This is a genomic window from Acidimicrobiia bacterium (assembly GCA_030584185.1).
Lineage (GTDB): Bacteria > Actinomycetota > Acidimicrobiia > Spongiisociales > UBA11373.
In genome coordinates, this window is the sequence record CP129495.1 from 1,459,561 (window position 1) to 1,474,306 (window position 14,746).

The window sequence follows — 14,746 nt, forward strand, 5'->3', positions numbered from 1 at the left end:
AGGTTCGGCCAGGAGGTGCCTCGCCGCCGGGAGCGACGAGGCACAATCCATCCATGAAGGTGGCCTTCTCGCCCGACAAACGGACATGGCGGCCGTCGCCTCTGGTGGGGCAGGTGGTCCTGGTGACCACCGTGAACGAGGACGGGACCTCGAACGTCGCCCCGAAGTCGTGGATCTCGATGATGGTCCTGGAGCCGCCGACGCTCGTGCTGGGCTGTTCGCTGGGGCACTGGACCGCCAGCAACGTGCTGCGCCAGGGAGAGTTCGTGGTGAACGTGCCGCCGGCGGAGCTCGTGGAGCGAGTCTGGGCAGCGCACGCCCTGCCGCATCCCCGGCCGGTGGAATCGGCGGGTTTCACCCCGATCCCGGCGAGCACCGTGGCGCCACCCCTGGTGGAGGAGTGCCGGGCGCACCTGGAGTGCCGACTCGAGAGGCACCTCGTCTTCGGTGACGAGGTGGTGCTGTTCGGGGAGATCGTGGCCGCGAGCATCGACAGGTCGGTGGTCGAGACCGAAGACCCCTACGAGTCGTTGCACACCTTCTTGTACCTGGAGGGTGGGACGTACGGGGTGGTGGAGCGTTCGCATCGGGTTCGGTAGGTCGGGGCGGCCGCAGGGCCGGAGGGGGCACGGGCGCGACCCAGATCCGGTGACATGCCCTCCCCCGTAAGGGGTGGTGGCCCGGAGGGCGGGAGGGGGCACGAGCGCGACATCACCTGCAGCGACACCGGGTCAGGCTGCTGTTGCTCTCTCCCCCCTCCCGGCTTCGCCGAACTCCCCCCTGCGGGGGGAGGAAACACCGGCCCGAGAGGTCGACGACGGCGTTCCCTGGTTCGGAGGGCCGGAGGGGGCGCGGGCGCGACGATTTCCTGGCGGGGTCTGCCCCCTTCGGGGTACTCCGCGGCGGGGGGAGAGAGGCAACGAACGATTGGATTTTTCGGATGTAGGGTCACCCGATGCCTGAGCAGATCTCTGTCGCCACCATCCTCCTGCTTCTGATCGCCGCCTGCGGAGGGGATGCCGCCCCGGCCACAACATCGAACCCCGCCACCACGACCTCTATTACCCAGGCGGCGACCACCACTACGGCGGCGCACACGAGCTCGTCGACCCCATCGACTTCGACCTCGGTCGCAGTCGAGGCCGCCGACGTCGTATTCCTTGGTGGTGACATCGTCACGATGGACCCCGACCTCGGCACGGTGGAGGCGATCGCCATCAAGGGAGATCTGATCCTCGCCGTGGGCACCGCAGCCGAAGTCGAAGCCCACATCGGCAGCGCCACCACGGTCATCGATCTCGGCGGCCGCGTGGTCGCCCCCGGGTTCGTCGACGCCCACACGCACATCCTCACCGACATGGGCGGGATCGCCGCCGGGCAGGTGCTGGCGCTGGAGAACGGCATCACCTCGCTAGGCGACGCCTCGATCGAGCCAGGGCTCCCGGAGGAGTTCATCGCCGCCTCCGCCAGTGGGGAGCTTCGGGTGCGCACCACGCTGTACCTGACGAGGACCGATCCATGTGGCGACGAGTTCGGTACCTGGTACGAGGCGCTCGCCCCCGATTCGGTGCTCGGCGACAGGGTCCGGGTGGGGGGCGTCAAGATCTTCGCCGACGGGGGCGTGTGCGGATTGCTGGCCTCCAGCGAGGTCTTCCTCGTCGGTTACGAGGTCGGTGCTCCGTATCACGACCTCGAGGTCCTCACCGGGTGGATTCGGGATGCCGACGCCGCCGGTTATCAGGTGATCATCCATGCCCAAGGTGATCTCGCCATCGCCCAGGCGCAGGATGCCTACGCCGAGGTGCTCGCCGGCGGCCCGAACACGAGGCGGCACCGGATCGAGCACAACGCCATCGTCACCGAGGCGGTCGTCACCAGATACGGAGAGCTGGGGATCGTCCCCACTCTGTTCGGCATGTCGTCGGCGTGTATTCCGGACATCGGATGGACCGACTTCTACAAGGAGTACGGGGATAGGCCGATCGACATCGTGCAGGCAAACCCAGGTCTGATCGTCGCCTGGCACGGTGACGACCCGTCTCTGCCGCCGGTGAGTCCGATCATCGAGCTGTTCAGCCTGGTCACCCGGGCCAACATCGCCGAGGACGGCAGCGTGTGCGAGCCGCCCGCCTGGATGGCCGACGGCGGGGTGACGGTCGAACAGGGTCTGGCGATGATGACGATCAACTCGGCGTACGCCTTGCATCAGGACCACCTGGTGGGATCACTGGTCCCGGGGAAGCTGGCCGACCTGATCGTTCTGACCGACAACCTGCTGACCATCCCGGCGGACCGGCTCCCCTCGGTGGAGGTGCTGGCGACCATCATCGGAGGGTCGGTCGAGTACTGCGCTGCCGGCGCCGAGGCCATCTGCCCCGGATAGGGGACCCGACCGAGTCTGGCGAGGTTGCCTCCCGAATGGGGAGAAGACCCGGAGGGAGCAGGGGTGCGACCGTCTCGATCGAAGGAGTTTCGCACAGCACGCCCGGAGGGACTCGAACCCCCAACCTCCGGATGCGTAGATCTCCAAAGGGCGTCCACGAGAGTCCACGCGGCCCGGGGCAACTGGCTTTCGAGTCCGGGGGAGTCCACAGAGGTCTGTACCGATCCACCGAGATTGGCTCCCAGCTTGGCTCCCGCGGCGAGAATGCTGGCTTGCGATGTCGCGATGTCGCGATATCATGACTGAATGGCCAAGCAGACCACCGTACGCCTCCCCGAAGACCTCGCCGAAGACGCCGAAGCCGTCGCCCGAGTCCAGGGCACCAGCGTCAACTCCCTGATCATCGACGCCCTCAGCGCCGAGATCGCACGGGTGCGCCAAGACGAGGACTTCACCAGCCGCGCCACGCGCCTCCTCGAACGCGACCGAGAGCTGTTGGAACGCCTCTCCGAGTGACCCGCTATGTCACGTTGGCCGAGTACTTCTGGCTGGCCGAACAAGTCACCGGGATCGACGCCGACGCGCTTGACCGGACCCCGGTTGTTGGTCCACCCGTTATGAGAGTTCTTCTGGGTGGTTGGTCCGCCATTGCCGGGCGTACTCGGTTGGGGTGAGCATCCCGAGGGCGGAGTGGGGACGGTAGTCGTTGTACTCCTCTCTCCAGTCGGCCACGAGGACCTGGGCTTCTAACAGGGTGTCGAACGCTTCGATGGACAGCAGCTCGTCGCGCATCCGGGACCCGTAGGACTCGACCCACGGGTTCTGCCATGGAGCGCCGGGATCGATGTAGGCGGTGCCGGCTCCGGTGAACCGGCACCAGTCCCGCAGGGCGTTGGCGGTGAGTTCAGGTCCGTTGTCGCAGCGGATGAAGCGGCGATGGGTTCCACGTTGGCCGACAATCTTGTCCAAGACACCAACGGTGGCGTCGGCGTCGATCGAGTAGGTCACCAGGTCGCTGAGTGATTCCCGGGTGTGTTCGTCGACGACGTGGAGGATCTTGATGGTCCGTCCCGTGGCGGTGACGTCGAACTGGTAATCGAGCGCCCACACATGATTGGGATGCTCGGCACGGAGCCGATCCGCCGGAGCGGTCGAGTCGCCGAGCCGTTGCCTCTTGCGCCGCTGTGCGGGCACCCGCAGGCCTTCTTCTCGCCACAGGCGCTGGACCTTCTTGCGGTTCACCGCCCACCCCTCACGCACCGCCACCGCGTGGGCCCGCCGGTACCCCCACCGGGGATGAGCCTTCGAGAACCGCCTCAGCCACCGGCGCAGACCACGATCAGGGTCCGGGTCGCTGCGGGTGTGACGTTGGGTGGAACGATGCTGACCGACGATCGCGCACGCCCGCCGCTGCGACAACCCCAACCGGGACGTCAACATGTCCACGGCACGGCGTCGCCTCGACGGGCTCACCAGTTTCCCCGGGCGATCTCCCGCAGCGCGTCGATCTCGAGCTCCTTGTCGGCCACGATCTTCTTCAACCGCCGGTTCTCACCCTCCAGCTGCTTGAGACGCTTGGCGTCGTCGGCCTTCAACCCGCCGTACTGGTTCCGCCACCGGTGATACGTCGCCTCCGACACCTCAAGATGCCTGGCAACCGCAGCCACATCGGCGCCCTCCCCGACAAGCCGATCCGCCTCCCGCAACTTGCGCACGATCTGATCCGGCGTATGTCGTCGTCTCGCCATCGTGATGATCCTCCTTCACCCACACAGTGTGGGCCTCGGACTCTCACCACGGATGGACCAATCTCAAAGGGTCAGGCCACAGGCACTCCGCCGCGTCGATCATGCTCGCCCAGGGAACCCCTCTGTGGGTCGTCTCCGAGGTGCTAGGTCACGCCTCGCTAGCCATGACGAAGGACGTCTACGGGCACCTCGTGGGCGACGAGAAGAAGGAGGCAACCGAGGCTATCGCCGATGTGCTGTTCGAGACCGACGTGCTACAGCAACACGACACCAGCCACGGAGCCTGACGCGTTCACGCAGCTGACGACTCCATGCAGCGTAGGAGCTTCATCACTCCGGCCCTAACGGGTCGATCGGATCGCCAGGGTTAGTGCAGCGACGATACGGGAACCTCTCCGTCTGAATCCAAGCTCTCGCATCATCTCTTCGATCATCTCGTCCTCGGTTCGAAGGAGCGTGTCGGATTGTATCCACCTCGCAAGTGACGCAAGCTGCTGATGCGAGTAGTCGGTGATCGGCAGACCCCGAGGGACCGTGGGCCTTGGGCCTCGGGTCCGGAAGCTAGGGGTCATGGCGGGCTGCGTGGGACTCGACGACCTTGGCACCGGCTCCTCATCTCCCTCCTCGTCGGACCGGCGTACCGCGTCGCGCCAGGCACCGAGAGCCCGCTGAGTCTCGGCCTCGGGGTTCCGGAACCACTCCGTGGACCAGATGCGGTGGAAGATCCATCCAAGTTCCTCCAAGACTTGCTGCCGGAGGCGATCTCGATCTCGTGCAGTGGTACTTGCGTGATACGAAGCTCCGTCGGCCTCTATGGCGAGAACCATGCGTCCTGGGTACTCGGGGTGTGATGCTGCGAAATCGATCCGGTATCCGCTGACGCCGAACTGTGGGGTGAGCGCAATGCCAGCCGCAGAGAGACGCGCATATACATCCAGTTCAAATGCATCCATCGGGTGTTGTGTGACCACGCCTTCGCCAAGTTCGCTTCCTCCGCTCGCGGCGTACGCCAGATAGTGACGAAGCAGTTCGACGCCTTGGGCAGATGACCGGTTGGGGTCCATGTCGTGCGACGAGAACGACGACACCAACGTCATGCGGCTCCGAGCTCGGGTGACCGCCACATTGAGTCGTCGCTCCCCGCCCTCCTGGTTCAACGGTCCAAATCGGTAAAGCAGACGGCCGTCTGCCTGTTTCCCGTACCCCACCGAAAGGATCACGGCATCGCGTTCGTCTCCCTGAACACGCTCGAGATTCTTCACGAAGAACGGCTCGGGTGCGGCCTCATCGAAGAAAGCGTCCAGCGAGCCGTCGCCATGATCCTGCAGGCGCCGACGTAAGGTCTCCTCGATGTTGTGGGCGTGGTGCAGGCCCATGGCGATTACTCCGAGTGACTCACCCGCCCGGTCCGACGCGTGCTCAAGGATGAGGTCAACAACGCGGTCCACCTCGTCCGGGTTGCTCCTCGTGCTGATCCCCGGGCTGGGACGATGGACAACGTGTACATGGCGCAGGCAGTCTCGACCTGCCACTCCAGGAAACGTCGTGAGAGCGCGGCCGTACAGGTGAGCGTTCGAGAAGGCGATCAACCGCTCGTCGCGAGATCGATAGTGCCACGTGAGCATGTACGGTCTCAGAGGCACCGCCAGTAGCACATCGATGATGGACTCGAAATTGGCCGAGGTGAGAGCCTGATCCATTTCCTCCTCCACCTCCTCGTCGATATCGGTCACCAGGAAGAAGGATGTCGGAGGGAGCTGGCGACGATCGCCAGCGACAATCGCCTGGTGAGCACGACCTAGCGCTCCGACTGCATGGGCAGGGGGCACCTGCGACGCTTCGTCGAATATGACCACGTCGAACAGTGTCCTCTCAGATGGGATGGCCTCAGCAACGAGAAGGGGCGACATTGTCCAGCACGGACGAAGCGCTGTGATGACATTGGGCGCCTGCTCAAGCAGCCCGCGCAGCGGTAGGTGTCCCCGTCTTCGACCTGCCTGAGCCTGGACCAGTCGGTTCTGTTCGGGATGGCCGTCGCGAGTCGCGACGGCTAGCTCAGCTGCCGCCCTCAGCACGCGCGCAGCCGTCGTGTCCAGGTGCTGCTTGTCCAGGTCGCGAAACTCCACAACGCGTCGAGCATGGAGTGAGCCGTCGAAGTTCGCGACATGAGGGTCACGTGCGGCCAACCGGTCATAGATGTTCTTCGCAACCACATAGTCGAAGGCGGCTGAGGCACCATCCACGTCGAGGTGACGACTCCTGACAGCTTCAAGCAGCGTCGTTAGTCCTGCCTCGTCCAAACGACCTTCAAGTTCGCGAAGGCGTGGTAGGCGATAGAGCCAGGCTTGGTCGGCAACGAGGTGATCGGTGGTCGATTGCAGGTCCGCATCGGAGTTGGCCGTCACATCACCCATCGCGACGAATGCGCCGAGCGCGGCCAGACCGTCCTGAAGCGTCTCGAAGGCATCACCGGCTGGTCCCGACTCATGAGCTCCATGTGGCTTGCCTCCGTCGACAGAAGCGACTGACCACTTTGTCTGCTGGTCCGATGCTGCTGCGATCAGCGAATGAAGGCTGCGAGTCCTAACCCTCTTGCCGTCTCTGAGTTCCGCACGCGCCCTCCTCTTGGCGGCGCGATAGCCCCGGCTCGTTGCGTGCGCCCAAGTTCGATAAACGGCGTTCCGGGCCGCCGGGTCCAGGGCAAGACGAATGCCCGTGAGATCCTGATCGAATAGTGACTCCTCGAAGACATCGAGTGTCGCTGACACGGCTGACACCAGCTTCAGCAGCCCGTCCCACTCCTCGATGGTGTCCGGCTTGCCCAGGCCTGTCGCGTTCAACAGCTGCGTGAGATGGTGCCGCGCCCGGGGCAACGAGTCCTGCGCTACGACAAGGGCTGCGTCATATGCCGCGCGTGCATCCTCGCCCGTCCTCACAACCGATACCGCCCAGGGCGTCACATCTGAAGTGAGTCGGGACCCACCGAGCTGGACCCACTCGAGAAGAGCCTCCCGCAGAGCCCGCCGCTCCAGATGCGTCAACTTGTCAACAGCGGCGTCGTTCAGCCTGACCGGAAGGCGGTTCTTCTCGCCAGCCGCAACCAACGCAGCCTGCAGCTCGTATGCCGAAATCTCCCACGGCGGTCTGCGATCATGCATCGCTTTCGCGTGGTCGTTCAGCACACGACGGCGTTCGATCAGGTCGGCATGAAGATCGCCTATCAACGGCTCCGGGATTGAGGCCACTCTTGAGAGCGAGTCACCGAGGAGTTGCGCAAGCTCCTTCTTGCTCTTCACACCGCCATGAAGGTCAAGAACGATGTCCGCGAGACCAACGGCTGTCAGACGCTTGGTAACAGCCTCTATGGCCGCCCTCTTCTCGGCAACAAACAGCACCCGCTTCTTGCGAGCGACAAGCGAGGAGATGAGATTCGCAATGGTCTGCGACTTCCCAGTCCCAGGCGGGCCTTCGATGACGATTGACTCACCCCCTAGCGCCGTGTTGATCGCCCAGTTCTGGCTGGCATCCGCGTCCAGCACGAGGAATTCGTCCGCGGGTGGTGTGGAGTCAGGGAGGGTTCGGTCGACATCGACCACACGCTCTCGCATGGCACGCTGAGCGTCCTCGTCACCGGCGAGCGACGCGATGATGTCGTTTGCGGCAAGCTGCTCGACCGAGCGCTCAAGGTCCATGACCATTGGCATCGTGGCGTAGGCGAAGTTCGCGAGAACGTAGACGTCGCTATCTACCTGGAATCCGGGGATTCGGGAACACATGGCGACAAGCGCACGACACAACGCGGCGACCGCCTCAACCCCGAGGGAGTCTGCCAACCCGTTGGCTGAGAGCTGATCGCTCATGTCGACACCGTGCTCCACCTGGAGGTGGTGGATCAACACAGGGTTGATCACAGGCTCGCCGGCAACAGACACCCTGAAGTCACTCTGTGAGGCGCCTACTGGCGTCAAGGCGATGGGGATCAGAGCCACTGGTGCCGCCGGGGTTGGTCCGTCGTTCTCCCAGGTTGCTCGTCCACCCCCGAGGAACAACGTGTCGATCCCTCGCTCCTCGAGGTTCTCCCTTGCCTTGCGAAAGATGTTCCTCGCGCGCTTCCCGAGGTCCGCTGGATCCTCGTGCGTGGGAAGTAGCGATCGAAGCTCGGTCGGGCGCCCGCCGAGAAGACGGTGAAGAGCCTGCTCGTCCACGTGCTCCAGGTGAGGGCTGACATCCAGCGTGCTCGCCCTAAAGTGGCGGTAGAAGAGAAGGCGGTTTCGTCCGCCCGTATCAATGAGCTGGGTCTTCCACCGTTCAATGGCTTGCCGCACGGTTTCGACCCGTCCCTCGGACGGTGGCGGCCTCGATGCGTCAGCCGGAGAAGGTGGTGGTACTGGCGCGGGGGGTGTCACAACTGGCTGCTTCTCCGACTTCGACGTCGCCTTGCGACGACCTGTCCTGGACCCACGAGAGCCAGTGGCGGTCGTTGCGGCGCTCCCCGCAGATACGGATCGAGTTCCCCGGCACCCGGGGTAGGACGGACACCCCCAGAACTGGCTCCCGCGATTCCAACCGCGACGAGCAGTGCGGAGCACCATACGCCGACCGCATCTGGGGCACCTCGGCTTCCCTCCTGCAACCATCCTCCTGCCTGATTGTGGCCGGGTCCATTCTGGCCGAAACTCTGCGAGCCCGCCTGGGCGCGAGGCGTCCTGCGAAAGATGTCGTGCTGATCGAGGAGATCGTCACTGGCGTGAAGAATGGCTCCCGAGAATGGCTCCCGCGGCATGGCGGCGACTCGAGCGCCGAAACCCCCGCGCGCCGAAACCCCCGCCTGAGCAGGGGTTTCGCGCGGCACGCCCGGAGGGACTCGAACCCCCAACCTCCTGATCCGTAGTCAGACGCTCTATCCAATTGAGCTACGGGCGCTTGGGTGCGAAAGGTACTACGCCGGAGGGTCGAATCGGAAGCCCGGGCGCACTCGAAGCCGCAGCAGCCCGGGAAGGATGCGGAACTCCATGGGGGTCAGGCCGATCAGCTCGCCGTCGGCCTCCACGGGGATTGGCCGGTCGCTCTCGATGCGACCCGCCATCCCGGTCATCTCGATGATCCGCGGGTTGGGAAGGTGGGATCCCTTGTAGATCTTCGGGACCAGGGTGAACGCCTGGCGCTTGGGGCCGGTGTTCACCTGGATCTCGGCGATGCCGTCATCGGTAGTCGAACCAGGCGAGATGTTCATCCCTCCTCCGAACCAGCGGGCATTCGCCACCAGGGCGTTGAACGCCCGGCCCCGGAAGGTCGCGCCGTCGGCGGTCACCTCCAGTGTCGTCTGGCGGTACCGGGCCAGCGCCGGCCAGAAGGCCATCACGTAGCGCGCCCGGCCCACCCGCCGGGGAAGACGCTCGGCGCCCCGCACCACCGAGGCGTTGAGCCCGGCCTCGGCCACGTTGACGAAGTAGCGGGTGAGCGGCTCGCCGTTCCGGCCGATGCAGTCGATCCGCCCCACGTCGAGCGGCACGACATCGCCCGCGATGCCCTCCAGCGACCCATCGGTGTGCGCCGGGAAACCGAAGGTGCGGGCGAAGTCCGCCCCCGAACCGGCGGCGACGACACCGAGAGCCGCCCCGCCGACGGGACGGTCTGCCGCCACCAGACCGTTGACCACCTCGTTGACCGTGCCATCCCCGCCCACCGCCACCACGGTCTCGGCACCACCCTCGGAGGCGCTTCGGGCGAGGTCGGTGGCATGGCCGGCGCCCTCGGTGATCGCCACCGTCGGGTCGATTCCGGCGGCGTGCAGTGCCTCGACGAGGCGGGGCAGCTCGCGTGACACGCGTCCGTTCCCGGCCCGGGGGTTGACCACGAGGGTGAGCGAAGGCACGGCGGGAGGCTACTCAGGGATCGCTACAGGAGCCCGCCAGACCCGCCGACAAGATCCCTGGCGAATACTGAGAGAAGGGGACCTCATGTCCACCCGTCGGGCGGCGCGCATGCGTCGCCGCGTGACATGGTTCGGGACGCTCATGGCAGTGATGGTGGCGGTGGCGATCCCGCTCTACCTGCTGGGAGCGTCGCGCGCCGTCCCCGTGCCGGCACACGCCCTCGCCTGGTGGGCGGTCGCCGTCGGGTTCCTCGCCACCGAGGTGTTCGTCATCCATCTCGACGTGCGCCGCGACTCCCACACCTCGTCCCTGTCCGAGATCCCCCTCCTGCTCGGCCTCGCACTCGCCTCCCCGGAGGCTCTGATCGTCGGAAGGCTGCTCGGTGCCGGGACCGCCCTGGTGCTGCATCGGGGGTCGCGCGGCGTGAAGCTCGCCTTCAACATGGCTCTCTTCTACCTGGAGACCTCGGCGGCCCTGTTCGTGTACCGGACGCTCCTCGCCGATCGGCCGCAGGCATCCCTGGGTGGACTCGCCGTCGGGGCCCTCGCCCTGGTGGTGGCCCTTATCCTCGGTGCGGTGCTGGTGAGCCTGGCCATCGTGCTCAACCAGCCGGGTCGACCCCTCGGAAGCGTGTTGCGCTCGATGGCCGCCGGCCTCGCCATCTCCACGGGCTCCACCGCCCTCGCCGTCGGTGGGCTGGCCCTCTACGCCATGGAGCCGTTGTCGCTGGTGGCCGTGGCCGCACTCGCCGCCGTGCTCCAGGGCTCGCTGCGCCTGTACGGATCGCTCAACACACGCTACGAGAACCTGGAGGCCGCCTTCGAGTTCACCTCGGCGATCGACGGTGCGGTGGACACCGAGGAGCTGGTCGACTCGACCCTGACCAGCGTCAAGGACCTGTTCGATGCCGAGTACGCCGAGGTCGTGTTGTCGCGAGGCGTCGGGTCCACCGTCACCACCCGTCCGGTGGAGGGGCCCGATCGTCTACACCCGGCCCCTCCTGCGGTGCTGGCGGCACTCTCCCAGTGCCTGGCCGCCGGCCACACGTCGTTCCTGCTCTCAGACGCACCCGAGGCGCTGGCCGACCACTATCGGGCCGAGGGCATCGAAGACGCCATGTTCGTCTGCCTCGAGGGCGGGGGAGGGACCGCCACCCTGATCGTCGTGGGGAACCCGCGCGGAGCCGATTTCACCCGCGGCGAGATCGAGCTGCTAGAGACGCTGGCCCGGGAGGCCCGGGTCTCCTTCGAACGGGGGCGCCTCGTCGACCGGCTCCGTCGCGAGGTGGGGCAGAAGGAGTACCAGGCCCTGCACGACGCCCTCACGGGGCTCCCCAACCGGCTCCATTTCAACATCGCCGTCGAGGAGGCCGTGCGGCGTGCCCGCCAGGACTCGACCCGGGTGGCGGTGCTCCTCATCGACCTGGATCGGTTCAAGGAGGTCAACGACACCCTGGGTCATCAGCGCGGCGACTCCCTGCTCCAGGACATCGCCATGCGACTCTCGGAGGCGGTGGGTGGCGAGGAGTACGTGGCTCGCCTTGGTGGAGACGAGTTCGGGATCGTCCTGCGCGAGGTGGACGGAGTTCTCGAGGCATCGGAGTGGGCCCGCAAGATCGGCGACCTGGTGCAGCGGCCGTTCCTCAGCGAGGGTCTCTCGATCCAGGTGACCGGCAGCATCGGTATCGCCCTCGCCCCGGAGCACGGCTCCGACGGCGCCACCTTGTTGCGGCGCGCCGACGTCGCCATGTACGAGGCCAAGTCGGGTGGCTCCACCTTCGAGGTCTACGACCCGCATTCAGACGGATACAGCACCCGGCGGCTCGCCCTGGCCGGGGAGCTGCGCCACGCCATCGAGTCGGGTGAGCTCGCCGTCCACTACCAGCCGAAGGCGTCCCTCGCCGACGGCGCCGTGACCGGGGTCGAGGCACTGGCCAGGTGGCACCACCCCCGCCACGGGATCGTGACCCCCGACGAGTTCATCGTGCTCGCTCAGCGCACCGGTCTGATCCGCCGCCTCACCGAGCACGTGTTGAGGGCGGCGCTGCGTGACATGTCCCGTCTGCGCGGCGCCGGGCACGAACTGTCGGTGGCGGTCAACATCGCCGCCTCGTCGCTCAACGACCCCGAGTTCCCCGACCTGATCGTCCGTCTGCTCGACGAGTATCACACCAGTCCCGACCTGCTCGTCCTGGAGGTGACCGAGTCGACGATGATGGCCGACTCGGCCCGTGCCCGCTTGGTACTCGCCGCACTCGACGAGGTGGGGGTGGGCCTGGCCATCGACGACTATGGCACCGGCTACTCGTCGCTCTCCTACCTGAGCCGCCTGCCCGTCGATCAGGTCAAGGTGGATCGGTCCTTCGTGATGGACATGGCGGTCGACGAGCGTCTCGCCAAGATCGTCACCTCAACCGTCGCTCTCGTCCACAGCCTCGGCATGGAGGTGGTGGCGGAAGGGGTGGAGAACGGTGCCGTCTGGGACCTGCTGCGGGAGGCGGGATGCGACCAGACCCAGGGCTTCTACGTGGCCCACCCCATGGGCCTGGCCGACCTCACCACCTGGCTCTCCTCCGGAATGCAGTTCCATGGCGAGTCCGGCCGGTACGTGGTCCCCGAGGCGTCATCCGATCGGTGACTAGTCCGAAGTGACCATCGGCCGGATGGCACTTCAGGATCCGGGGCGAAGGGTCGATCACATCAGAGCCACATGGACACGATCCACTCCCACTCGACATCGATGCAGAGGGGACGCTCACAGGGCCCCGGCTCCCACCGGGATCAAGCCCAGAGCAGTTCCTGGACCTGATTTTCGATCTTCGATCGTGCCTTTCCGTCACGGGCCCTCCGGGGCCCGTGACTCGTTTCCGCCCCCATTTGCCCTGAAGGTGGCGTCCGGGGGCGCCGATGGATCGAAATGCAGCGGACCTGGCATCATCATGGAAGGCATCTCACCGGGCTCGGTGTCGCCGGCGCCATCACCTGGTGGGCGTTCGGGCTGCAGCGCCCGGTGCCGTTCCTCGACTGGTTCGACCTGGCGGTTCACGAGGCAGGGCACATGCTGGCCATGCCCCTTCCCAGGATCGCCATGTTCATGGCGGGGTCCTTCCTCCAGGTCGCCCTGCCGCTGGCGTTCGCCTGGTACTTCGGTGTGGCGCGTCGCGACCGGCTCGCCGGTGGGTTCTGCCTCGCCTGGGCGGGAACCTCGGCGTGGGACGTCTCGGTGTACGCCGGCGACGCCGTAACCATGCGCCTCCCACTGGTCGGGGGCGGGGAGCACGACTGGGCGTACATCCTCGGCCACTTCGACGCCCTGCACCTCACCGACCGTGTCGCCGCAGGCATCAGATGGGGCGGCCTGGCGATCTCCATGCTGGGCCTGGCGGTGATCCTCTGGAGCTGGTTACGGGAGGTTCGGCAGGCCGAGGCCGGGTCCCGGGTCCCGGACCGGAGCCAGCCTTTCGACTCAGGCGTCGAGGATCCGTGGCTGGCGGCGGCGAGCCTGCCCTTCCATCACGATCGGAGCCGGACTCAGTCGGGTTCTTCGGTGGGCTGAGGCGCCGGCCCGGCGTCGTCGGATGGTGGCTCCGGGGATGCCTTTCGCCCTCCGAGCAGGATCGCCAGGCCGACGGCCACCAGAGCGACCGGCCACAGCCGCTCGATGCGGATCGTCCACACATCGAGTGCGTCGAGCAGGAAGGCGGTGCCGATCACGATGAAGAGCAGGCCGCTGATCAGCGCATCCAGGTGCCGCTTCATCCGGTTCGCACCTCCACCTTGCCGATCACTATGCGGGCGTCGATCTTGAACTCCGGATTCGGGGGCGTTTCGACGACCTCGGGGGAGAATCCCGCCGAGGAGCGCCCGAGCACTAGGACGTCACCGATGCCGGCGGTGCCGCGCACCTCGACCACCGCCCCCTCGGGCACGACGACGACCAATTCCCCCATCACCAGGGACACCTCGATCACCTCGGGGAACTCGGTGGTCCCGGTGAGGTCGATCACCATCTTGCCCACTCCCCAGCGGTACTCGGTGGCCGCTTCGGTCGGAGCCTCGTTTCGCTCCCCGATCCCTCCGGCAAGAGGCACCTCGGCGATCACCTCGATGGCCGCCGAGAGCAACACCAAAATCGTGAGCACCACTCCAAAGCTGATCAGGCCGCCGTGGCGGCCGCTGGAAGATCCGAGCACCAGTGCCAACCCCACGAGGATGAGGGCTGCCGGGAGGATCACCCCCCAGGAGACGTCGACGTCGGTGTACGCCTCGACCAGCCACATGCCGCCGATGGCCACCAGGAGCACACCGGTGACGATCCGGCCCATGCGGCGATCGGTGTTGCCCGGGTGGGTCATCGGCGCATCCCCGTGGTGAGCAGGGCGGCGCCGACGAAGATGAGGATCGCCGGTCCGATCAGCCTGCGCAGCGGTGCGACCCATTCCAGCATCGCCATCACCCCGACGGCCACCAGCACCGCCCCGATCACCAGGCGTGGCGTGGTCAGCCCGGCCGGGCCAGTCGAAGGTCCGGCTTCGTGGCCCTGGGGCTCCTCGGGGATGGCGATCCAGGCGATCACGTAGGCGAGCACGCCGACTCCGGTGAAGGCGAGGGCGACGAACGCGATGCGGATCAGCACGGGGTCGATGGTCAGGTACTCGCCTAGCCCGCCGGCGACACCGCCGAGCATGCGGTCCTCGGTGCTTCGGTAGACGCGCCGCAGGTCGGCTGCCATGTCACCAA

12 protein-coding genes and 1 tRNA gene are annotated in these 14,746 nt (G+C 66.4%); 6 read left to right on the forward strand and 7 right to left on the reverse strand.

The window, feature by feature from the left end:
* Positions 1-53: 53 nt before the first annotated feature.
* The 3 genes from QY307_07550 (at position 54) to QY307_07560 (ending at position 2,899) form a co-directional block, all read left to right on the forward strand.
* Positions 54-599, forward strand: coding sequence for a flavin reductase family protein (locus QY307_07550; GenBank protein ID WKZ81941.1), 546 nt, complete (start codon positions 54-56; stop codon positions 597-599).
* 356 nt (positions 600-955) lie between these two features.
* Positions 956-2,383, forward strand: coding sequence for an amidohydrolase family protein (locus QY307_07555; GenBank protein ID WKZ81942.1), 1,428 nt, complete (start codon positions 956-958; stop codon positions 2,381-2,383).
* Positions 2,384-2,689: 306 nt separating this feature from the next.
* Positions 2,690-2,899, forward strand: a complete 210-nt coding sequence (locus QY307_07560; protein WKZ81943.1) for an Arc family DNA-binding protein — start codon at positions 2,690-2,692, stop codon at positions 2,897-2,899.
* 99 nt (positions 2,900-2,998) lie between these two features.
* On the opposite strand, the gene QY307_07565 is transcribed toward QY307_07560, so the two are convergent.
* Positions 2,999-4,137 (reverse strand): IS3 family transposase gene (locus tag QY307_07565; GenBank protein ID WKZ83778.1). Its coding sequence is split into 2 segments (ribosomal slippage): positions 2,999-3,870 and positions 3,870-4,137, totalling 1,140 coding nucleotides; the frame shifts between segments, so codons are not numbered across the junction.
* Positions 4,138-4,295: 158 nt separating this feature from the next.
* Between QY307_07565 and QY307_07570 the strand changes: the two genes are divergently transcribed.
* Entirely contained in the window at positions 4,296-4,418 is a 123-nt protein-coding gene (locus QY307_07570; GenBank protein WKZ81944.1) for a hypothetical protein, read from the forward strand.
* A gap of 54 nt (positions 4,419-4,472) precedes the next feature.
* On the opposite strand, the gene QY307_07575 is transcribed toward QY307_07570, so the two are convergent.
* The 3 genes from QY307_07575 to QY307_07585 form a co-directional block, all read right to left on the reverse strand.
* Positions 4,473-8,723: an AAA domain-containing protein gene (locus tag QY307_07575; GenBank protein ID WKZ81945.1), complete on the reverse strand. Its 4,251-nt coding sequence runs from the start codon at positions 8,721-8,723 to the stop codon at positions 4,473-4,475.
* A 257-nt stretch (positions 8,724-8,980) separates the two neighbouring features.
* Positions 8,981-9,054 (reverse strand) — tRNA-Arg (locus QY307_07580).
* 16 nt (positions 9,055-9,070) lie between these two features.
* On the reverse strand, positions 9,071-10,006 hold the full coding sequence (locus tag QY307_07585) for a diacylglycerol kinase family lipid kinase (GenBank protein WKZ81946.1): 936 nt from the start codon (positions 10,004-10,006) through the stop codon (positions 9,071-9,073).
* 85 nt (positions 10,007-10,091) lie between these two features.
* Here QY307_07585 and QY307_07590 point away from each other — a divergent pair, with 85 nt between their 5' ends.
* Entirely contained in the window at positions 10,092-12,644 is a 2,553-nt protein-coding gene (locus QY307_07590) for an EAL domain-containing protein (protein ID WKZ81947.1), read from the forward strand.
* 279 nt (positions 12,645-12,923) lie between these two features.
* Positions 12,924-13,562 carry a hypothetical protein gene (locus tag QY307_07595; GenBank protein ID WKZ81948.1) on the forward strand — a complete coding sequence of 213 codons (639 nt, stop codon included), beginning with the start codon at positions 12,924-12,926 and terminating at the stop codon, positions 13,560-13,562.
* Here the strand turns inward: QY307_07595 and QY307_07600 are convergent.
* The 3 genes from QY307_07600 to QY307_07610 are packed head-to-tail and all read right to left on the reverse strand — an operon-like array spanning position 13,538 to position 14,738.
* Complete coding sequence (locus QY307_07600) at positions 13,538-13,765, reverse strand: DUF5668 domain-containing protein (protein WKZ81949.1); 228 nt, start codon at positions 13,763-13,765, stop codon at positions 13,538-13,540. The two genes, QY307_07595 and QY307_07600, sit on opposite strands and share 25 nt — an antisense overlap.
* Positions 13,762-14,361: a LiaF-related protein gene (locus tag QY307_07605; GenBank protein ID WKZ81950.1), complete on the reverse strand. Its 600-nt coding sequence runs from the start codon at positions 14,359-14,361 to the stop codon at positions 13,762-13,764. The genes QY307_07600 and QY307_07605 overlap by 4 nt, the downstream gene beginning before the upstream one ends.
* The gene (locus tag QY307_07610; protein WKZ81951.1) at positions 14,358-14,738 is read right to left on the reverse strand and encodes a PspC domain-containing protein; all 381 of its coding nucleotides are present in this window, start codon (positions 14,736-14,738) and stop codon (positions 14,358-14,360) included. The genes QY307_07605 and QY307_07610 overlap by 4 nt, the downstream gene beginning before the upstream one ends.
* Positions 14,739-14,746: the final 8 nt, after the last annotated feature.